19 protein-coding genes are annotated in these 20,744 nt (G+C 68.8%); 14 read left to right on the top strand and 5 right to left on the bottom strand.

What is annotated here, in order from left to right; translation table 11 throughout:
• The first annotated feature begins 358 nt into the window (after window positions 1-358).
• Complete coding sequence (locus CVV76_RS01455) at window positions 359-1,714, top strand: TldD/PmbA family protein (protein WP_102222940.1); 1,356 nt, start codon at window positions 359-361, stop codon at window positions 1,712-1,714.
• A complete protein-coding gene (locus CVV76_RS01460) occupies window positions 1,701-2,483 on the top strand; it encodes a 3'(2'),5'-bisphosphate nucleotidase CysQ (RefSeq protein ID WP_102222827.1) in 783 nt (260 codons plus the stop codon). The genes CVV76_RS01455 and CVV76_RS01460 overlap by 14 nt, the downstream gene beginning before the upstream one ends.
• A gap of 75 nt (window positions 2,484-2,558) precedes the next feature.
• On the opposite strand, the gene CVV76_RS01465 is transcribed toward CVV76_RS01460, so the two are convergent.
• From CVV76_RS01465 to CVV76_RS01480, 3 genes are all read right to left on the bottom strand, one after another.
• The gene (locus tag CVV76_RS01465; RefSeq protein ID WP_102222828.1) at window positions 2,559-2,909 is read right to left on the bottom strand and encodes a hypothetical protein; all 351 of its coding nucleotides are present in this window, start codon (window positions 2,907-2,909) and stop codon (window positions 2,559-2,561) included.
• A gap of 50 nt (window positions 2,910-2,959) precedes the next feature.
• Window positions 2,960-3,871, bottom strand: coding sequence for a LysR substrate-binding domain-containing protein (locus CVV76_RS01470; RefSeq protein ID WP_102222829.1), 912 nt, complete (start codon window positions 3,869-3,871; stop codon window positions 2,960-2,962).
• Window positions 3,872-4,197: 326 nt separating this feature from the next.
• On the bottom strand, window positions 4,198-4,560 hold the full coding sequence (locus CVV76_RS01480) for a response regulator (protein ID WP_102222831.1): 363 nt from the start codon (window positions 4,558-4,560) through the stop codon (window positions 4,198-4,200).
• Between the two features lie 249 nt (window positions 4,561-4,809).
• On the opposite strand from CVV76_RS01480, the gene CVV76_RS01485 reads away from it, so the two are divergent.
• The 3 genes from CVV76_RS01485 (at window position 4,810) to CVV76_RS01495 (ending at window position 8,234) form a co-directional block, all read left to right on the top strand.
• A complete protein-coding gene (locus tag CVV76_RS01485) occupies window positions 4,810-5,940 on the top strand; it encodes a bifunctional transcriptional activator/DNA repair enzyme AdaA (RefSeq protein WP_102222832.1) in 1,131 nt (376 codons plus the stop codon).
• 159 nt (window positions 5,941-6,099) lie between these two features.
• Window positions 6,100-7,290, top strand: coding sequence for a lytic murein transglycosylase (locus CVV76_RS01490; protein ID WP_102222833.1), 1,191 nt, complete (start codon window positions 6,100-6,102; stop codon window positions 7,288-7,290).
• Window positions 7,290-8,234: a glycosyltransferase family 2 protein gene (locus CVV76_RS01495; RefSeq protein ID WP_102222834.1), complete on the top strand. Its 945-nt coding sequence runs from the start codon at window positions 7,290-7,292 to the stop codon at window positions 8,232-8,234. The genes CVV76_RS01490 and CVV76_RS01495 overlap by 1 nt, the downstream gene beginning before the upstream one ends.
• On the opposite strand, the gene smc is transcribed toward CVV76_RS01495, so the two are convergent.
• The gene (gene smc / locus CVV76_RS01500) at window positions 8,206-11,661 is read right to left on the bottom strand and encodes a chromosome segregation protein SMC (protein WP_102222835.1); all 3,456 of its coding nucleotides are present in this window, start codon (window positions 11,659-11,661) and stop codon (window positions 8,206-8,208) included. The genes CVV76_RS01495 and smc overlap by 29 nt on opposite strands.
• A gap of 265 nt (window positions 11,662-11,926) precedes the next feature.
• Here smc and CVV76_RS01505 point away from each other — a divergent pair, with 265 nt between their 5' ends.
• The 8 genes from CVV76_RS01505 to CVV76_RS01540 all read left to right on the top strand — a co-directional run bounded on the left by CVV76_RS01505 (window position 11,927) and on the right by CVV76_RS01540 (window position 19,175).
• Window positions 11,927-12,304, top strand: a complete 378-nt coding sequence (locus CVV76_RS01505) for a GFA family protein (RefSeq protein ID WP_102222836.1) — start codon at window positions 11,927-11,929, stop codon at window positions 12,302-12,304.
• Window positions 12,301-12,768, top strand: a complete 468-nt coding sequence (locus tag CVV76_RS01510) for a GNAT family N-acetyltransferase (RefSeq protein WP_102222837.1) — start codon at window positions 12,301-12,303, stop codon at window positions 12,766-12,768. The genes CVV76_RS01505 and CVV76_RS01510 overlap by 4 nt, the downstream gene beginning before the upstream one ends.
• Window positions 12,769-13,092: 324 nt before the next feature.
• A complete protein-coding gene (locus tag CVV76_RS01515; protein WP_102222838.1) occupies window positions 13,093-13,665 on the top strand; it encodes a sigma-70 family RNA polymerase sigma factor in 573 nt (190 codons plus the stop codon).
• Window positions 13,666-13,667: 2 nt separating this feature from the next.
• Window positions 13,668-14,315, top strand: a complete 648-nt coding sequence (locus CVV76_RS01520; RefSeq protein WP_102222941.1) for a ChrR family anti-sigma-E factor — start codon at window positions 13,668-13,670, stop codon at window positions 14,313-14,315.
• A gap of 343 nt (window positions 14,316-14,658) precedes the next feature.
• Window positions 14,659-15,759, top strand: coding sequence for an ABC transporter ATP-binding protein (locus tag CVV76_RS01525; protein ID WP_102222839.1), 1,101 nt, complete (start codon window positions 14,659-14,661; stop codon window positions 15,757-15,759).
• A gap of 87 nt (window positions 15,760-15,846) precedes the next feature.
• Window positions 15,847-17,040 carry an extracellular solute-binding protein gene (locus CVV76_RS01530; protein WP_102222840.1) on the top strand — a complete coding sequence of 398 codons (1,194 nt, stop codon included), beginning with the start codon at window positions 15,847-15,849 and terminating at the stop codon, window positions 17,038-17,040.
• A gap of 21 nt (window positions 17,041-17,061) precedes the next feature.
• Window positions 17,062-18,321 (top strand): ABC transporter permease, encoded by a 1,260-nt coding sequence (locus CVV76_RS01535; protein ID WP_233192661.1) that lies wholly within the window; start codon window positions 17,062-17,064, stop codon window positions 18,319-18,321.
• The gene (locus tag CVV76_RS01540) at window positions 18,318-19,175 is read left to right on the top strand and encodes an ABC transporter permease (protein WP_102222842.1); all 858 of its coding nucleotides are present in this window, start codon (window positions 18,318-18,320) and stop codon (window positions 19,173-19,175) included. The genes CVV76_RS01535 and CVV76_RS01540 overlap by 4 nt, the downstream gene beginning before the upstream one ends.
• A 132-nt stretch (window positions 19,176-19,307) precedes the next feature.
• Here CVV76_RS01540 and CVV76_RS01545 read toward each other — a convergent pair whose 3' ends face one another.
• Window positions 19,308-20,102, bottom strand: coding sequence for an inositol monophosphatase family protein (locus tag CVV76_RS01545; RefSeq protein WP_102222843.1), 795 nt, complete (start codon window positions 20,100-20,102; stop codon window positions 19,308-19,310).
• 254 nt (window positions 20,103-20,356) lie between these two features.
• On the opposite strand from CVV76_RS01545, the gene CVV76_RS01550 reads away from it, so the two are divergent.
• Window positions 20,357-20,731 carry an NADH:ubiquinone oxidoreductase subunit NDUFA12 gene (locus CVV76_RS01550; protein ID WP_102222844.1) on the top strand — a complete coding sequence of 125 codons (375 nt, stop codon included), beginning with the start codon at window positions 20,357-20,359 and terminating at the stop codon, window positions 20,729-20,731.
• Window positions 20,732-20,744: the final 13 nt, after the last annotated feature.

A 20,744-nucleotide genomic window follows, 5' to 3' on the forward strand; every position in this document is an offset into this window, starting at 1 on the left:
GCTCCTCGGGGGCTGGCTTCGGGGTCTGGCTGCGTTTTGCTGGGTTCAGAAAGGCATACGCACGATGCAAGCCGCCGGTTCACCGGCAAATGTGTTTTCCTGCCGCCCGCGTGCCGGGGCCCGCTGCGCGGGGCCCCGACCGGGCGCGCGCCTGTCGGTGAGCGGTGCGCGGCGGGAGCGCGCCAGCCTTGGGGGAGGCGCCCCGGGCCGGTGCGGGCCGGTAGGGGGGCAGTTTCGTCCCCTCGGCGCGCTGCCAGGACGGCAGGGGTGGGCGCGTGGCCTCTGGCCGGGTGACTTGCGCCGCCGACGGTTGCAAGATAGGCCGAACGCCTACACGCAGGAAATGCAGGTGCCGCACATGTCCGATCCGTCCGATCAGCTTCAGTCCCTCGCCCATGCCCTTCTTTCCGCGGCCCGCAAGGCCGGGGCGGAGGCTGCGGATGCGCTGGTGGCCGAGGGGACCTCGGTCTCGATCGACGTGCGGGGCGGGGTGCTGGAACAGGCCGAACGCTCGGAGGCGGTGGAGATGGGCCTGCGCGTGCTGATCGGCAAGCGGCAGGCCTGCGTCTCGGCCTCGGATACCCGCGACGCGACGGTGCAGGCGGTGGCCGAGCGTGCCGTCGCCATGGCGCGCGAGGCACCCGAGGATGCGACCGTGGGTCTTGCCGAGCCGTCGCAGCTGGCCACGGCCTGGGATATCGCGGCGCTGGAGATGGCCGATCCGGCGGCGGAACCCGACCCCGCCGCGCTGGAGGAGGACGCGCGCCGGGCCGAGGCCGCCGCGCTTGCCGTCGCCGGCGTCAGCCAGGTGCAGGGCGCCGGCGCGGGCTATGGTCGCAACCGCATCTACCTGGCCCAGACCAACGGCTTCGAGGGTGGCTATGCGCGCACCTCGCGCGCCCTCCACTGTGTCGCGATCAGCGGCGAGGGCCTGACGATGGAGCGCGACGGCTATGGCGACGGCCGGGTCTATCAATCCGACCTGATGAGCGCCGAGGAGATTGGCCGCACCGCGGGCGAACGCGCGGTCGCGCGGGCCGGGGCGCGCAGGCCGAAGACCGGCGCCTACCCGGTGCTCTACGATGAACGGGTCGCGGCCTCGCTGATCGGGCACCTTCTCGGTGCCGTCAACGGAAGCGCGATCGCCCGCGGCGCCAGCTGGCTGCGCGATGCGTTGGGCGAGGCGGTGCTGCCCGACCACCTGTCGCTGATCGAGGATCCGCTGCGTCCGCGCGCGGGCTCCACCCGGCCGTTCGACGCCGAGGGGCTGGCCACGCGCCGGCGCGCGATCGTCGACAAGGGCGTGCTGACGGGCTGGACGCTCGACCTCGGCACCGCGCGCAAGCTGGGCATGGAAAGCACGGCGAGCGCCGCGCGCGGCATGTCCTCGCCGCCGTCGCCGGGCACGTCGAACGTCGCGCTGACCCAGGGCGACAAGACGCGCGAGGAACTGATGGCCGAGATGGGGACGGGCCTTCTGATCACCTCGATGATGGGGTCGTCGATCAACGCGACCACCGGGGATTATTCGCGCGGGGCTTCCGGCTTCTGGGTCGAGAACGGCGAGATCGCCTATCCCGTGAACGAATGTACCATCGCGGGCAACCTGCGCGACATGCTGCGCCGGATCGTGCCTGCCAACGACGCGCGGCTGCACCTGTCGACCGTCGTCCCCTCGCTGCTCGTCGAGGGGCTGACGCTTGCCGGCGCCTGACGACGACCTGGCCCTGCTCGCCGATGCCGCGCGGGCGGCGGGCGAGATCGCGCTGAGCTACTGGCAGCGTGCGCCCGAAAGCTGGGAAAAGCCCGACGGTGCCGGGCCGGTGACCGAGGCCGACCTTGCCGTCAACCGGATGCTGGAGCGCGAGCTGCGCGCGGCGCGGCCCGGCTACGGCTGGCTGAGCGAAGAAAGCGCGGACGGGGCCGGCCGGCTGAGCGACGAATACGTCTTCATCATCGACCCGATCGACGGCACCCGCGCCTTCATGCAGGGCGAGGATACCTTTGCGCATTCGCTGGCGGTGGCGCGCGGCGGCGAGGTGGTGGCGGGGGCGGTGTTCCTGCCGGCGCTGGGGCGGCTCTATACCGCCAGCCTCGACAGTCCGGCGCTGCGCGATGGCGAGGTGCTGCGGGTCTCGGGCGCGTCGGAGCCGGACGACGCGACGCTGCTGACTTCCGGCGCGACGCTGGATCCCGGGAACTGGCCCGGCGGCGTGCCCCGGATGCGGCGGGCGTTCCGCACGTCGCTGGCCTATCGCCTGTGCCTGGTGGCCGAGGGGCGGCACGACGCGGCGCTGAGCCTGCGGCAGGCCTTTGAATGGGATATCGCGGCGGGCGATCTGATCGCGCGGCAGGCGGGGGCGCAGGTGACCGACAAGAACGGCGTCGCGCTGAACTACAACACCGCCGACCCGCGCGCCGCGGGAATCCTTGCAGCCCCGCCGGGGCTGCATGCCGCCTTGATGGCGCGGCTCAAGGGGTAGTGCCTTGGGGTAGCGCCTTGGCGCGCGCGGATCAGCCCCCGGCGCGCGCCGTATCGCAGAGTGCCGATCGGGATTTCAGCGTTTCGGCAACAGCCCGCTCGGCGCATCGTCCGGCCGCACGAAATCGAGTGGCGCACGGTCGAGGGCCGGGGTTGCGCGCTTGAAGTCGCACACCACCTCGCCCGCCTCGGTGTTCGAGGCGACGATCAGGGCCTGGTAGAGGTGGCGGCTGCCGTCATAGATGTCGACCAGCCCGCGCAGGTGCGGGTCTGTTTCCGCATCGAGGGCAAACCCGCTCTCCCACAGGCGCAGCACCGGATAGACGGTCTCGCCCACATGCACACGCAGGCGCGACCGCTTGCGGGCTTCACGTTTGCGGGCCATTTCAAGGCCCTGGCGCACTTCGACAGGCAGGTGTTCAAGCATCTTCGTTCCCTCTCTCGCCGAAGTCTGCTCTGAAAACGCCAAAGATCAAGTTAAGGTTTCACGAAACTTTCGGAAATGATGCCGGGCCGCAGCACCTCCTGCAGCCAGGCCGCGAAATCCCGTGCCCCGGGGGACAATCGCGCGAAGCTTCGCGCCACGAGCCAGTAGGCGCCGGCGGGGATCGCGGTGGCGAAAGGGCGGATCAGGTCGCCGCGCGCCACCGCCGCTTCGGCGAACGTCTCGTCGAGCAGCGCCACCCCCTGGCCGGCGATCGCCGCCTGCAGCAAGACGGCACTGTCGTTGAACAGCATTCCCCGCGCATCCGGCGCCACCTGCACCCCCGCCGCCGCGAACCAGCTTTGCCAGTGGTCGCGGCTGTCCTCGTGCAGCCTCGGCAACGGCAGGAGCGCCTCCGGCCGGTCGAGGATCAGCCGTCCGGCCAGCGCGGGCGAGAGATAGGCGGTGAGCCGCGAGTTGCACAGCCACTTCGCCTCGGTCCGGGGCCAGTGGTCGCGGTCCTTGGCGTAGCGGATGGCAAAGGTGACGCCCTCGGTCGCCAGGTCGACGATCCGCGCGTCGGAATTCAGCACCACGTCGGCTTCCGGCGCGCGGGACTGGAACAGGGCGAGGGAGGGGGCCAGCAGGCAGGCGGCAAAGGAGGGGTCGGCGCTGACCGTCAGCACCTCGTGGCGGTTGGTCGCGACCTCGGCCAGCGCCTCGTCGATCCCGTCGAACGCCGTGCTCAGCGCCGATTGCAGCCGCCCTCCCGCCTCGGTCAGCCGCAGGCCCCGGTGCAGGCGCTCGAACAGCCGGGTGCCGAGATCCTCCTCCAGCGCGCGGATCTGGCGGCTGACCGCAGCCTGCGACACCGCCAGCTCCTCGGCGGCGCGGGTCACGCTTTCCAGCCGCCCCGCCGCCTCGAAGGCCCGGAGCGCGGTCAGAGGAAGGCGGCCTCGGCGCATGTCGCATAACCTCAGGTTAAGTCTGTCGGAGGGTAAACTCGTTTGAGCGCAGGGCGCAAGCGGAGTCATCTGGCGCCGAAAGGAGGCAAGGCCATGCTGAACGCCATCATCGGGATCTGGACCGACGCGCTGCTGCTTCGCGCGGGTCAACCGCTGCGACCTGGGCCGACGCCCCGCCACGACCCGGACCAGCCCTTCGAGGATATCGCGGGGTTCCGTCCCGCGCGCCAGCCGCTGCCGAGCGACGGGAAACCCGCGGGCGCCGCGCCTCCGGCATCAGGGGCACGCTCGTCCCGCCGTCCGCCGGCGGCATGCCTTGCAGGATGTCAGGCGGCTGAACGGTAATGCTCGACCATCGCGGCAAGGTCCGATGGCGGCGTCGAGGCCGGCAGGTAGGCGCAGGCATTGGCCGCATGCTGAAAGATCGACCCGTCCGAGAAGACGCCGCTCGCGCTGAGAAAGATGATCCGCAGCTCGGGGTGACGGTAACTTGCGTAATCCGCGATTGCCAAAGCGCTGGCCCCCTGCAGGTCGAGGTTCATGACCATCAGCTTGTAATCGTGGGTCTGCAGCATCCTGATCGCGTCTTCCTGGGTGCCCACGACGGTGACGTTCAGCCCCAGAGAGCTGATCGCCTGTTGCCAGAGCCGGCTGCGCTCGGCGTCACATTCCACGATCAGGACAGGCAATTCGCTGTCTCCCCAAAGTCCCCGCCCCCACCGTTCCGGCGACGGAACGCGCGACCCACCCGGGCGCATCCGGATGTATCCGCGCTTAACGTAGATTAATAAAGGTTACCTCGGTCTCCTGTTCAAGAGCGACAAATTGTGCGTGAACGTCCGAAACATCATGGTGGCGCACGGTTTCCGGCGGACAACCGCGCATTGCAGGGCTAACCATGGGACGTTCCGCCCGTTCCGATGCAGGAGCCCGACCCGATGCACGACCAAGCCGACACCCGCCTGCCGCCCGACGCGGTGCTTTACGCGGCCCTCGACAGCCGCGATTCGGCCTGGGAAGGGCGGGCGGTGGTGGGCGTCACCTCGACCGGGATCTTCTGCCGGCTGACCTGCCCCGCCCGCACGCCGAAGCCCGAGAACTGCCGCTTCTTCGTCACCCCGGCCGAGGCGGTGGCGGCAGGGTTCCGGCCCTGCAAGCGGTGCCGCCCGCTCGGCCCCGAGGCCGAGAGCGACCCGGTGGTGCGGCCGCTGGTCGAGGCGCTCAGGGCCGATCCCGACGCCCGGTGGAGCGAGGCGCGGCTGGTGGCCGAGGGCTACGATCCCTCGACCGTGCGCCGCGCCTTCCGGCGGCACTTCGGCATGACCTTCCTCGATCTGGCCCGGCAGCGGCGGCTGGGGGCGGGCGTGAAGACGCTTGCCGCCGGCGGCAAGGTGATCGAGGCGCAGATGGATGCGGGCTTTGCCTCGCCCTCGGCCTTCCGCGAGGCCTTCGCACGGATGGCGGGCATCGCCCCCGGTGCGCTGGACCGCGCGCCCCTGCTCTCGGCCGGCTGGATCGAGACGCCGCTGGGCGCGATGATCGCGGTGGCCGATGCGCGGGCGCTGCACCTGCTGGAATTCGTCGGCCGCAAGGCGCTGCCCACCGAGTTGCGCCGGCTGCACGCGGCGGCGAAGGGCCGCCTCGGGATCGGCCGCACGGCGGTCCACGACGCGACCGAGGCACAGCTCGCGGCATTCTTCGAGGGCCGTGCGGCGCGCTTTACCGTGCCGCTCGCGCTGCACGGCACCCCGTTCTCCCGTCGCGTCTGGGAGGCGCTGTGCGAGATCCCGGCGGGAGAGACCCGCAGCTATTCCGAACTTGCCCGCACGCTCGGCCGCGCCGACGCGGTGCGCGCCGTGGCCCGTGCCAACGGCGCCAACCAGATCGCGCTGATCGTGCCCTGTCACCGGGTGATCGGCGCCGACGGATCATTGACCGGCTACGGCGGCGGGCTCTGGCGCAAGCAGCGGCTCATCGAATTCGAGCGCCGCTTCAGCGAAGAGGGCGGCAATGACCCCCCGGGATATTTTCACTCAGAAGAAGAGACGGATGTGCTTTCTTCTGAGTGAAAATATCCCACGGGGGTGCGGGGGTGTGAAACCCCCGCGGATGCGGTGGGTGCGGGGGAACCCCCGCGGATGCGGGCGCGCGGGAGGCGTGGGCGGGTGCCCGAGATTGCGTTCGGGGTCTTGGCTGCTAAGTTGGCCGCGGACTGACCGGAGTGACCCATGCGCCCGCAATTCGCCGCTACCCTTCTTGCCCTCTCGCTGGCGGCGCCCCTGGGGGCGGGGCCGGCGGGCGCTGCGCCCTGTGGCGGGTCGTTTTCCTCTTTCGTCAGGAATTTCGAGGTCGAGGCGGTCGCCGCGGGCCATGCGCGCGCAGCGGTGCAGGGGTTCTTTCGCGGCGCGCGGATCGACCCCAAGGTACTGGCCGCCGACCGGGCGCAGGGGGTGTTCCGCAAGACCTTCACCGAGTTTTCGGGCGCGCTGATCAGCCGGTCGCGGCTGGTGAACGGTGCGCGGAACGCGAAGAAATATGCTTCGGTCTTCGCGCGGGCGCGGCGGGACTACGGCGTGCCGAAGGGGATCCTGCTGGCCTTCTGGGCGTTCGAGACGGATTACGGGGCGGTGCAGGGCACGTTCAACACCCGAAACGCGCTGGTGACGCTGGCGCATGATTGCCGGCGTCCGAACGTTTTTCAGCCCCAGCTGATGGCCGCGATCACGCTTTACGAGAAGGGCGAGTTCGATCCCCAACGCACCACCGGCGCCTGGGCGGGCGAGATCGGGATGGTGCAGATGCTGCCGAAGGACATCCTCGAGCGCGGGGTGGACGGCGACGGCGACGGCAAGGTGACGCTGAAGACCTCGGCGCCAGATGCGATCCTGTCGGCGGCGCATACGCTGTCGATGCTGGGCTGGCGGCCGAACCAGCCCTGGCTGGTGGAGGTGAAGGTGCCTGCAAGCCTCGACTGGGCGAAGACCGGCCTCGACCATCATTACACGCCCGCGCAATGGGCGGCGATGGGGGTGCGGGCGCGGGACGGGCGGTTGCCCGGGGCGGGGCTGCCGGCTTCGATCCTGCTGCCGCAGGGGCGGAAGGGCCCGGCCTTCATGGTGTTCCCGAATTACGAGGTGCTGTTTCACTGGAACAAGAGCTTCGTCTACGTCACCACCGCCGCCTATTTCGCGACCCGGCTTGAGGGCGCGCCGCCTTTCGACAAGGGCCATCCCGCGCCGCAGCTGAACCTTGGCGAGATGAAGGCGCTGCAGCGCAAGCTGGCGGCAAGGGGCCACGACGTTGGCGCGGTCGACGGCATCCTCGGGCGGCAGACGCGCCAGGCGGTGCAGGCCGAGCAGACGCGCCTGGGCCTGCCCGCCGACGCCTGGCCCACCCGTGCCCTGCTGGAGCGGCTGTGATGGCCGAACGCTGGGGGATCGTCACCACCCTCAAGGCGCCGGAGGAACAGGCGCTGGCCTTCGTCGCGCATCACCTCGCCCTCGGGCCTGACCGGATCTGGCTGCATTTCGACGACCCCGCCGACCCGGCTGCCGAAAAGGTCGAGGCGCTGGGGGTCGACCGCATCCGGGTGATCCGCTGCGACGACATCTACTGGTCGAACCGCAAGGGGACGGAGAACCAGCGCCCCGACGCGCATCAGCGTCGGCAGGTCACCAACCTGCGCCGGATCTACCGCCGGGAGGGGGCGGAGGTCGACTGGATCGCGCATATCGACGTCGATGAATTCCTTGTGCTCGACCGCCCGCTGCAGGAGATCTTCGACGCATGCGAGACGGAATACCTGCGCGTCGAACCCTACGAGGCGCTGCACGACCCGGGGCTTGGCGACGACATCTTTTCCTCTCGCTACTTTCACCGTGCCACGCGGTCGGGCGAGGAAGGCCGCGCGCTGGAGCCTGTCTTCGGGCGTTATGCCGGGATCCTGCAGAAGGGGATGCTGAGCCATGTTGCGGGGAAGTGCTTCTTCCGCACCGGGCTCGAGGCGTTCAAGCCGGCGATCCATTCGGCCAAGTTGATGGATGACCGGCTGACGGTGAAGGGGTTTTCCGAGGGTGTCGCCCTGCTGCACTTCCATGCGCAGGACCCGGAGCGCTGGGTCGCGGGCCTCGACTATCGCCTTGCCAAGGGAGCCTACCGCAACGAGCCCGCTCTGCGCGATTTCCTGACTGGCGCGACGGACGAGGAGATCACGGATTTCTACATGACGATCATGCTGGCCCGCCCCGAGCTGGTCGCCGCGATGGAGGCACAGGGGATGCTGCGGCGCGAGACGCTGCACCTGCGCGCCAAGATCGCGGCCCTTAGGGAGGCCGTCAGGCCACCAGCTGTTCGGCCCGCTTGAGGTCGACCGACACCAGCTGCGACACGCCCTGTTCCTGCATGGTCACGCCGAAGAGGCGATCCATCCGGCTCATCGTCACGGCGTGGTGGGTGATGATCAGGAAGCGGGTGTCGGTCTGGCGGGTCATCTCGTCCAGCATGTCGCAGAAGCGGGTGACGTTGGCGTCGTCGAGCGGCGCGTCGACCTCGTCCAGCACGCAGATCGGGGCGGGGTTCGCAAGGAAGACCGCGAAGATCAGCGCCATGGCGGTCAGCGTCTGCTCGCCCCCCGACAAAAGCGACAGCGTCGACAGCTTCTTGCCCGGCGGCTGGCACATGATCTCCAGCCCGGCCTCGAGCGGGTCGTCGCTTTCGACCAGCACCAGACGCGCCTCGCCGCCGCCGAAGAGATGGGTGAAGAGCATGCCGAAATTGCCGTTCACCTGTTCGAAGGCGGTCAGCAGGCGCTCGCGGCCCTCGCGGTTGAGGCCCGCAATCCCGGCGCGCAGCTTCTTGATGGCCTCCTCGAGGTCGGCCTTCTCGCTGACAAGGGTGTCGTGCTCGGCAGTGACCTCCTTGGCGTCCTCCTCCGCGCGCAGGTTGACCGCGCCGAGCGAGTCGCGCTGACGGCGCAGGCGGCCGACCTCGACCTCCAGCGCTTCGGCGCCGGGCATGTTCTCGGGGTCGGTCCCGAGCGAGGCGAGCAGAGCGGCCGGCGTCATCTCGGTCTCCTCCTCGATGCGCTCGGCGGCGGCGGCGACGGTTTCGCGCGCGGCCTCGGTGCGGGCCTCGGCGCGGGCGCGGGCCTCGCGCGCCTCGCCGGCCAGACGTTCGGCCTCGCGTTCGGCGATCTGGGCCTCGCGCAGGGCGGTCTCGGCGTTGGCAAGCGCGTCGGCGGCGGTCTTGCGGCGGGCCTCCGCGCGCTCGATATCCTCGGTCAGGCCGGCCCGTTTCTCGTCGATCTCCTCGGGCAGGGCGGCGGCGATCTCCAGCTCCGCCTCGCTGTCCTCGCGCCGTGCCTCAAGCTCGGCCGAGCGTTTCTCGGCCGTCTCCAGCCGAAGTTTCCAGCCCGAGATCTCCTTGACGATCTCCTGCCCGCGGCGCACCCGGGCCTCGCCCTCGCGGCGCAGCTCGTCATGGCCGGAACGGCGGGTCATCATCGTCATCCGCGCCGCCTCGACCGTCATCTTGACGTCCTCGATCCCGGCGCGGGCGGCGTCCAGGTCGGGCAAGGCCTCGACCCCGCGCTCGGCTTCCTTCAGCCGGGCGCGGGCACCCATCGTCTCTTCCTCGTAGCGCTTGACCGACAGCTCCGCCGATTCCAGCTTGCCCCCGGCGATCGACCGGTCCGCCTCGGCGCGCGACAGCGCCCGGTTCGCCTCGGTCACCTGGCTATCTGCCCGGCGGCGGGCGTCGCGCGCGGCGCGATCGGCCTCGGTCAGGTCCGCCAGCCGGGTCTGCAGCAGCTCATGCGCCTGCCGCGCGCCCTGGGCCCGGGCCGAGACCTCCTCGAGATCGCGTTTCAGCGCGACGAGGCGGTTGAGCTGCTGAAGCCGCAGCGCGGCGGCGGAGGGCGCATCCTCGGCCCCCGCGCGGAAGCCGTCCCAGCGCCAGAGGTCGCCCTCCTTCGTCACCAGCCTCTGCCCCGGTTGCAGGAGCGGTTGCAGGCGTGCCGCGTCGGACTTGTCGATCAGGCCGATCTGCGCGATCCGTCGGGCCAGTACCTCGGGCACCGTCACCTGCGTGGCCAGCGGCGTGACCCCCTCGGGCAGCGGCTGGTCGGTCTCGTAGCCGGGCAGAAGTGCCCAGCCGGAGCCCTCTTCCCCCTCGACCTCATCTGCGCGCAGATCATCGGAAAGCGCGGCACCAAGCGCCGCCTCGTAGCCCGGCGTCACCGTGACCCGGTCGAGGAGCTGGCTGCCCGCGTGCGATTCGCGGTCGACCAGCTTGGCCAGCGCGGCCACCTCGGCGCGCAGCGCGCTTGCCTCGCCCTCGGCCTCGGAGCGCAGAGCGCGGGCGTCGGCCTCCCGGCCCTGTGCCTCGGCGCGGGCGGTCTCGGTCTCCGAGAGATGCGCCTCGGCCTCCTCGGCCATGGCGGCGGCCTCGCCCGAGGCCTCCTCGGCCGCTTCGTAATCCTCAGACGCACGGTCAAGCGCCGCGCGGGCGCCGGACACGGCGTCGCGCGCCCGCGCGGCCTCGGCGTCGTTCTTCTCGACTGTGGTGCGGGCATCCGACAGCATCCGCTGCGCAGACTGGTGGCGTGCGGCGAGGCGGGCCACGTCCTCGGTCCGCTCGGCCAGCATCTCCTCGCGCTCCGACAGGATGGAGGCGGCCTCGCGCGCGGCGTCGGCCGCCTCGGCGAGGCGGTCGTCATGGCCCTCGTGCGCCTTTGCGATCTGCGACTGCTCCCATTCCAGCCGCTCGATCGTCTCGCCCGCATCGCGGTTCAGCCCGCCCTCGCGCTCCATGTCGCGGCCAAGCTGTTCGATCCGTGCGGTGAGGGTGGCGATCTGCTGGCGCGCGCGCGCCTCCTCGTCGTTCAGCGCGTCGCGCTGAACACTCATGCGCTGCACGACGGCGGCGGCGATCGCCTCTTCCTCGCGCTTGGCGGGCAGGCCGTCCTCGGCCTCGGCCCGGGCCCTGGAGGCGCCGCGCGCGGCGCCCTCGGCCTGCGCGGCCAGCCGCGTCGTCTCCGTCAGGGCGCGGTCGGCGGCAAGGCGGGCCTCCTCGGCCTCCTTCCAGCGGCGGTAGAGAAGGGTCCCCTCGGTCTTGCGCAATTCCTCGCCGATCTCACGATAGCGGGCGGCCTGGCGGGCCTGGCGGGCAAGGGTGGAGATCTGGCTTGCCAGCTGCTCCACCACGTCCTCGACCCGGGCAAGGTTGGTCTCGGTCGCCGAAAGGCGCAGCTCGGCCTCGTGCCGGCGCTGGTAGAGGCCCGAGATTCCGGCGGCTTCCTCGAGGATCCGGCGGCGGTTCTTGGGCTTGGCGTTGATCAGCTCGGAAATCTGGCCCTGCCGCACCAGTGCGGGCGAATGCGCGCCGGTCGAGGCATCGGCGAACAGCATCTGTACGTCGCGCGCGCGCACCTCCCTGGTGTTCGCGCGGTAGGCGGAGCCCGCGTCGCGGGTGATCCGGCGGATGATCTCGATCTGGTCCTGGTCGTTGAAGCCCGAGGGCGCCAGCCGCTCCTGGTTGTCGATGGTCAGCGTGACCTCGGCAAAGTTCCGGGCGGGCCGCGAGGAGGCGCCGGCGAAGATCACGTCCTCCATCCCGCCGCCGCGCATCGCGGTCGGGCGGTTCTCGCCCATCACCCAGCGCAGCGCCTCGAGCAGGTTCGACTTGCCGCAGCCGTTCGGCCCCACCACGCCGGTCAACCCGTCGTGGATGATCAGGTCGGTCGGGTCGACGAAGCTCTTGAAGCCGTTCAGTCGCAGCCTGGTAAAGCGCAAGGGGGGGCCTTTCGGTTGATTCCCGCGATCTTGCCATGGTCTGGATCCGCGCCAGTCGAGTCAACAGAGAACCCATGATCTGGGCGGGCTTCGGCGGTTATCCACAAGATGTTGGATCTTCTCGCAAGAGCGCAATGTAGCGCTTGACCCGGTGCGCGCCCGCGCGCCTAATGCCGTTCACGCGAACGGAGAGAGGCATGCCCGACGTTACATCGCGCCCCGGTCCGCAAGCGCGCGGTTCGGGGCCATCGGGGCGGAGAAACTGGTGACGGACGGGCACTGCCTGTGCGGCGCCGTCCGCTTCGAGTTCGATGGAACGCCCTTGTGGCAGGCCCATTGCCATTGCGAAAGCTGCCGGCGCAATTGTTCGGCGCCGGTCACGAGTTATTTCGGCGTGGCCGACGGGCGCTGGCGCTGGACCGGCACGGCCCCCGCGGTCTACGTCTCGACACCCGGCGTGCAGAGGATGTTCTGCGCCACCTGTGGCACGCCGATGGCCTACCGCGCCGAGCAATGGCCCGGCGAGATCCACTTCTACGCCGCGAGTCTCGACGATCCGCTGGCGTTCACACCCGAGGAACACGTCCATTGGGACGAACATCTGCCATGGCTACCTATATCCGACGACCTGCCGCGAAGATGACCCCGAGGCGCGCCACCGCGCCCTATGACTGGCAGGCGCTGGTGCGCCTGATCCAGACCAATTTCGCCTATATGGAGGGGCGGATCGACCCGCCTTCCTCGATGCACGACCTCGACGCCGCGGCGATCGAGGCCCAGGCCGAGACCGGTGAGGTCTGGGTGCTGGAGGAGGACAACCACCCCGTCGCCTGCGTCTTCCTGACCCCGCGCGAGGGGGCGCTCTACATCGGCAAGCTGACGGTGGCGACCAGCCACCGCGGCCGCGGCCTCGCCCGCCGCCTGGTCGAGGCGGCACAGGGCAGGGCGCAGGCGCTCGGCCTGCCGCTGCTGGAACTGCAATCGCGCATCGAACTGGTCGAGAACCACGCGGCCTTCGCCTCGATGGGGTTCGAACTGGCGGGCGAGACGGCGCATCCCGGCTTCGACCGCCCGACCTCGCTGACCTTCCGCAAGCAACTGGCCTAGCGCCGGTCCCCGCGCGGCCCCGTCGGGCACTTCGACACCCCCCAGGCCCCCCTTTCTGCTCTCAAATATCCCGGGGGGTGCAGGGGGCAGCGCCCCCGCCGGCCCGCCCTCTCTTTCCCGCACGCACGCCAGGTCGACGTGCCCGGCACCGGCCCCGGCAAGGTTTTTGCGCACCGGTGTGATCCGGATCTTTTCCCCGGGCGTAGACTGGCTATGCTGGTTGAGAGCGAACAGGAAACGAACTTTGGCCCCGCGGTGGCGGCGGCGCCGGCTCTGGCCGGACGCCTCGCCCGGGGACGCAGGGCGGAAAGGCAGACCGGACGGATGACGCCGGAGATGCAGGACGGGGGCGGAGAGCTTTCGGCCCCGACGATCTGGCTGATCGCGGTGCGCGACGATCGCGACCGGGTCGCCTTCGGGCGGCTGTTCGACCATTTCGCCCCGCGGCTGACCGCGATGATGCTGCGCGCGGGTCTACCGCGCGCGCAGGCTGAGGATCTGGTGCAGGAGGTCATGCTGACCGCCTGGCAGAAGGCAGGCCAGTTCGATGCCGGGCGGGCGCAGGCCTCGGCCTGGATCTACCGCATCGCCCGCAACCGCCAGATCGACCATTTCCGTCGCAACCGCCGGCCGCTGCCCGACGCGGTGGAGATGGGGGTCGAGGACCGCGAGGACGACGCCCAGCAGGCGCTTGCCCTCGGGCAGGAGACGGGTCACCTGCGCGCGGCGCTCGCCAAGCTCTCGGAGGAGCAGCGCGCGGTGATCGAGCAGAGCTTTCTCGGCGACCTGACGCATGCCGAGATCCGGCAGCGCACGGGGCTGCCGATGGGAACGATCAAGTCGCGCATCCGGCTCGGGCTGGAGCGGCTGCGCCATGAACTGAAGGAACTTCGCTGATGATGCCGCAGGTGACGCATCACATCCCGGAGGAGATGGTCCAGGCCTATGTCACGGGCGCGCTGCCGCATGCCTTTTCGGTGGTGGTGGCAGCGCACCTGTCGCTGTGCGACACGTGCCGTGCCGCGGCCGAGGCGTTCGAGGCCGTGGGCGGCATCGCGCTCGAGACGCTGCCGGCGCCCACCGGCGACGGGGCGGATATGACCGAGCTGCGCGCGCGTACGCTGGCCGCGCTCGACACCCTGCCGGACGCGGCGCCCGAGCCGCGACCGGTGGCGCCCTATCCCGCGGCGGTGATGGCCGAGCTCGGCAACCGGCCGCCGAGGTGGAAGAGCCTGGGCGCCGGGATCCGGCAGACCATCCTGAGCCACGGTCCGGAGGGGTCGGTGCGCCTTCTGTCGATCCCGGGCGGCAAGGCGGTGCCGGACCACGGGCACAACGGCCTTGAGATGACGCTTGTGCTGCAGGGGGCGTTCAGCGATCACACCGGGCGTTACGGGCCGGGCGACGTGCAGGTGGCCGAGACGGATATCGAGCATGTGCCCACCGCGGAGCCGGGCCCCGATTGCATCTGTCTGGCGGCCACCGATGCCCCGCTGCGCTTTGCCGCGCTGGTGCCGCGCATGCTTCAGGGCGTGTTCCGGATCTGACGGCGCGCCGACCGGGGGAGAGGGGCGCCCCTGTGCCACCAGGGGCGCGGGCGCCGGCGCGACGCGGGCACGATGCGGCGCGCACGGGCGCCTCTGTGCCCCGCGACCGTTGCGCGCGCTGGAACGTGTTGCGGTGCGGCGTTGCAGGCGTTTTTCCCGTAACAACCGCGGGCGGTGCCGGTTTGGCCGTCCAGAGCGGCGGATTCTGACTATTTTTACCGCATCTTTGGCGCGATGCCTTGTTTTGCGACAAGCCGGTTGCATTGCAGTGCGGCATTTGCTTGTCTCATGACAGTTTCGAGAAAGGCACGCCAAAGTGCCGCGACCAAATGGGGAGACCCTGGTGACCCAGGACCACAACGGCGCTTTCGTCGAATTCGACCGCGTGCAGAAGACCTATGACGGTGAGACCCTTGTCGTCAAAGACCTCAACCTCAAGATCGGCAAGGGCGAGTTCCTGACAATGCTCGGGCCGTCGGGCTCGGGCAAGACGACCTGCCTGATGATGCTCGCGGGGTTCGAGACGGCGACGCAGGGCGACATCCGTCTTGCCGGCAAGCCGATCAACGCGGTGCCGCCCCACAAGCGCGGCATCGGCATGGTGTTCCAGAACTACGCGCTGTTTCCGCACATGACCGTGGGCGAGAACCTGTCCTTCCCGCTGGAAGTGCGGTCGCTGCCCAAGTCGGAGCGCGAGAGCAAGATCAAGCGCGCGCTGGACATGGTGCAGATGGGCGATTTCATCAACCGCCGCCCGTCGCAGCTTTCGGGTGGTCAGCAACAGCGGATCGCGCTGGCCCGCGCGCTGGTGTTCGAGCCGGAGCTGGTGCTGATGGACGAGCCGCTCGGCGCGCTCGACAAGCAGCTGCGCGAGCACATGCAGTTCGAGATCAAGCACCTGCATGAAAGCCTGGGCATCACCGTGGTCTATGTGACGCACGACCAGGGCGAGGCGCTCACGATGTCGGACCGCGTGGCGGTGTTCGACGACGGCCGGATCCAGCAGCTGGCCCCGCCGGACGAGCTTTACGAGAGCCCGCAGAACAGCTTCGTCGCGCAGTTCATCGGCGAGAACAACAAGCTGCCCGGCACGATCGAAGAGATTTCGGACGGCAAGGCCAAGGTGCGGCTGGACAGCGGCGAGTTGATCGACGCGACCGCGGTCAACGTCACCTCGAAGGGTCAGAGGACCGTGGTCTCGATCCGCCCCGAGCGGGTCGAATACCGGCCCGAGCTGCTGCCCGCAGGCGCCCAGACGATCCCGGCAGAGGTGCTGGAGTTCATCTACATGGGCGACATCTTCCGCACCCGGCTCAAGGTGGCCGGGTCCGATGAATTCGTCATCAAGTCACGCAACACGCAGGGCCAGGCCCGGCTCAAGCCGGGCGAGAAGATCCAGATCGGCTGGGCCCCGCAGGATGCGCGCGCGCTCGACGCGCTTTGATTTGAGACGCGTGCAACCGGCCCGCTGTCGTGGCCGGGCGTTCAACCGGGGGCGACAGACGCCCCCACCCAACTTGGAGGTCACTACATGACGAAAGATCCCGAAGACCGGAGCACCGGCGTTTCCCGCCGCGAGCTGCTTGCACTGGGCGGTGCGACGGCCGGCGTGGTGTCGCTGTCATCGCTCGCCACCCTCATCGGCGCCAAGCGTGCCGCTGCCGCCGGCGTGGACAAGCTGAACCTGGTGTCCTGGGGCGGTGCCTATCAGACCAGCCAGATCGAGGCCTACCAGAAGCCCTATACCGACAAGTACAAGGTCGGCTTCAACAACATCGAGAAGTCGGGCAACGGCCCGGCGCTGCTGACCGCGCAGGAGCAGTCGGGCAACATCTCCTGGGACATCGTCGACATGCTCCAGGCCGATGCCAACCGCCTGTATGAGCAGGGCATGCTGGAAGAGATCGTCTGGAACACCGATCTCGACAAGGGCTCGGACGGCAAGCCGGCGTGGGAAGATTTCACCAAGGGCTCGCTCTCGGGTGGCGACGACAAGTCGGGTGGCTTCGTGTCGACGATCTCGTACAACACGATGTTCGGCTATAACAAGGAAGCCTTCCCGAACGGCGCGCCGCAGACGATCAAGGACGTCTACGACTTCGAGAAGTTCCCGGGCAAGCGCGGTCTGGAAAAGATCCCTGCCGGCAACCTGGAGTGGGCGCTCTATGCCGACGGTGTGGACAAGGACAAGATCTATGATGTCCTGGCCACCCCGGAAGGCGTGGACAAGGCGTTCAAGAAGCTGGACGAGATGAAGCCGCACGCCGTGTGGTGGAGCCAGGGTGCCCAGCCGCCGCAGATGCTGGCGCAGAAGGAGGTGACGATCGCCTCGGCCTACAACGGTCGGATCTTCAACGCGATCGCCTCGGACAATCAGCCCTTCGGCTTCATCTGGGACGGCGGTCTCTACGAATGGGACGGCTGGGTGATCCCGGCGGGCCTGCCCAAGGATCGCCTGGAAGAGGCCAAGCGGTTCCTGCGCTTCTCGACCACGACTCAGGCGCTGATCGACCAGGCGAAGTACATCGCCTACTCGCCCGCGCGCCAGTCGTCCTTCGCGCAGATGGGGGATCTGACGTTCTCGAAGAACGACAAGATCAAGATGATGGACTACATGCCCACGTCGCCCGATCACCTGAAGAGTTCGATCGCGAAGAGCGCGTCGTTCTGGTCGAACTACGGCCCGCAGCTCTCGGAGCGCTTCTCGTCCTGGCTGGCGAGCTGATCCGGGATCATGTGTGCTGACGTGACAGCCGCAACGGGGGGGCCGGCGGAAGCCGGCTCCTCCTCGCTCAAGGCGCGACTGCGCAAGGCCGAGGCCAAGAAGCGGCGCGGCGCCTTCATGCTGACCCTTCCGCTTCTGATCTTCGTGACCGTGATGTTCCTCGTGCCGCTGGTGGGCATGATCTGGCTGAGCGTCGCCAACACGACCATCCCCGAATACATGCCCAAGACAGTCAGCGCGCTGTCCACCTGGGACGGCAAGGAATTGCCGCCCGAGAAGGCCTATGCCGCCGTGGCAGAGGACCTTCAGGCCGCCTTCAAGGTGCGCAAGTTCGGCGTGATCGCCAAGAACCTCAACGAACAGATGCCCGGTACGCTTGGGCTGATCAACAAGACCTCCTTTCGGACCGGCCGACTGAAGACGGCGCCGGCCAACTGGAAGGACGAACTGACCAAGATCGACAAGAAATGGGGCGAGATGCCGATCTGGACGCTGCTCAAGCGCCAGAGCGCGTCGTGGACCCCGGATTACTACCTTGCCGCCGTTGACATGGAACGCGGGCCGGACGGGTCGATCCAGGCCGTGCCGCCCTATCAGCGGATCTACGTCAAGCTGTTCATCCGCACCGCCTGGATGTCGACGCTGATCACCGTGCTGACGCTGCTTCTGGGCTATCCGCTGGCCTACTGGATCTCGCGCATGCCGGACAACAAGGCCAACCTGATGATGATCGCGGTGCTTCTGCCGTTCTGGACGTCGCTTCTGGTCAGGATCACCTCGTGGATCGTGCTGTTGCAATCGCACGGGGTGGTGAACTCCATCCTCGTGGGGTCGGGCGCGGTATCCGACGCAAACAGGCCGCAGCTGATCAACAACGAGTTGGGCACGATCATCGTCATGACGCAGGTTCTGTTGCCGTTCATGGTGCTGCCGCTCTATTCGACGATGAAGTCGATCCCTGACAGCTACATGCGGGCGGCGATCTCGATGGGGGCGCATCCGTGGCGCGCCTTCTGGCGGGTCTTCGCGCCGCTCACCGTGTCGGGCATCGGGGCGGGGGTTCTGCTCGTCTTCATCCTGTCGATCGGCTACTACATTACGCCGGAACTCGTGGGCGGCCAGAGCGGGCAGTTCATCTCGAACCGGATCGCCTACAACGTGCAGCAATCGCTGAACTGGGGCCTTGCGGCCGCGCTCGGCACGATCCTGACTGCGGTGACGCTGATCCTGTTCCTGCTCTACGGCATGATCACCGGCAAGGGAAAGGTGACCATCGGATGAAACCGAAGAAACTTCCCGGATACCTCAGCCCGGCGGAACACGGCTGGTTCTACCTGTTCCGCTTCTACGGCATCGTGGTGCTGTTCTTCCTCGTGGTGCCGCTTCTGGTGATCATCCCGTTGTCGTTCAACGCGACACCGTACTTCACCTTCACCAAGGGGATGCTGGAACTTCAGCCCTCGGCATATTCGCTGCAATGGTACGCGAATTTCTTCACAGATCCGCAGTGGCTTCTGGCGCTTAAGAACAGCTTCATCGTGGCGCCGGTCGCGACGCTGATCGCGACGGTGCTGGGCACGCTGGCGGCGCTGGGGCTGACCCGGCCGGGGATGCCGTTCAAGACGCTGATCACCTCGCTCTTGGTGCTGCCGATGATCGTGCCGCTGATCATCACCGCGACAGCGCTGTTCTTCTACTTCTCGTACCTGCACATCGTCGACAGCTACGTGGGCGTGATCATCGCCCACGCGATCCTGGGCACGCCCTTCGTTGTGATCACCGTCACCGCGACGCTGGAGGGGCTGTCGCCGCAATACTACCGCGCGGCGCTGTCGCTCGGGGCGTCTCCCCGCACGGCGTTCTTCAAGGTGGTGATGCCGCTGGTGCTGCCGGGGATCATCTCGGGCGCGCTCTTCGCCTTCATGACCTCGTTCGACGAAGTGGTGATCGTGCTGTTCATCGCGGGGCCGGATCAGAAGACCCTGCCGCTGCAGATGTGGACGAACCTGCGCTACACGATCGACCCGACGATCCTGGCCGTGGCCTCGCTGATCCTGCTGCTGGCCGTCGTGCTGTTGGGCAGCCTCGAGCTGTTCCGCCGCCGGTCGGAGAAGATCCGCGGCGTCTCTGGCTGAGGGGCGGGGGCCGACGGCCCCCGAATCTCGGAAAGCAGAAAGCGAAAGGGCCGGCGCTTCGGGTGCCGGCCCTTTCCTTTGTGATCCGAGATGTTCCTGTAAGTCGAAGGGAGCGGCCCGCCGGAGCAGCCCTCAGGCCTCGCGCAGCGCCTTCGCCAGAGGGTCGAAGACCTGCGTGTTGGCCGCGATCATCGCGCCCTTGTCTAGGATGGAGTCGCCCTCGCGGATCGGGCCGACCATGCCGCCGGCCTCGCGCACGAGGAGGAGGCCCGCGGCGATGTCCCACGTGTTCAGCCCGCGTTCCCAGTAGCCGTCGTAGCGCCCGGCCGCGACATAGGCGAGGTCGAGCGAGGCCGCGCCCCAGCGGCGCACGCCGGCACAGACAGGCATCAGCTTGGCGAGATCCTTGAGCGTGGCGGGCAGGGTGCCGCGGCCGCCGAAGGGCACGCCGGTGGCGAAGATGCATTCTATCATGCTGCGCCGGCCCGAGACCCGCAGCCGCTGGTCGTTCATCCAGGCGCCGGCGCCCTTCTCGGCCCAGAACAGCTCGTCCTTGGCGGCGTCGTAGATCACGCCAGAGACGATCTCGCCCTTGTGCTCGAGCGCGATCGAGATCGCCCAGTGCGGCAGGCCGTGCAGGAAGTTGGTGGTGCCGTCGAGCGGATCGACGATCCAGCGGCGGGTCGGATCCTCGCCCTCCACCGCGGCGCTTTCCTCGCCGACCCAGCCGTAGGTCGGACGGCCGCCCATCAATTCGTCGCGAATGATCTTCTCGGCGGCGATGTCGGCGCGGCTGACGAAATCGCCTGGCCCCTTGGTCGAGACCTGAAGGTTCTCGACCTCGCGGAAGTCCTTGACCAGCGAGCGGGCGGCCTTGCGGGCGGCCTTGATCATCAGGTTCAGGTTGGCGCTGCCTTGGGTACTCATCGCGGGCTCCTTGGTTCGCTGGCCCCTATAGGCGCAAAGCTTCGTGAAGGGAAGGGGGCGGCGGGCCGCGCCGCGCAGATGGCGGGCTGCGTATTTGGAGAACAATGAAAGGGAGGGGGGGGCGGCACCCGGTGACGGAGGAGGAGCGGTGGAGGTGCGGGCCGGGCAGCGGAAAGCCCCGCGGCGCGGGGCCGGGGTACTGGACCTCGGGGCCGGGTTGGTCCATATGGGAAGAAACCTTCCGGAGGGATCAGATGGACTTCCTCAAGCGCACGCTCACCTGGTGGAACAGCCAGACGATCGGGACCCAGCTTTTCACCTGGCGCCGGGGCCAGAAGGTGGGCGAGGATGCCGAGGGCAACACCTTCTTCCAGACCCCGGACGGCAAGCGCCGCTGGGTGATCTACAATGGCGACATCGAGGCAAGCCGCGTGTCGCCGGAATGGCACGGCTGGCTGCATTTCACCTGGGACCAGCCGCCGACCGAGGCGCCGCTGGCGCACAAGCCGTGGGAAAAACCCCACCAGGAAAACCTGACCGGGACGCCGATGGCCTATGCCCCGGCGGGCTCGTTGCGCCGGCTGAAGCCGGTCGAGCGCAGCGACTACGAGGCCTGGCAGCCGGAATAAGCGGAACAGAGGC

The organism is Acidimangrovimonas sediminis, from assembly GCF_002871005.1.
Lineage (GTDB): Bacteria > Pseudomonadota > Alphaproteobacteria > Rhodobacterales > Rhodobacteraceae > Acidimangrovimonas > Acidimangrovimonas sediminis.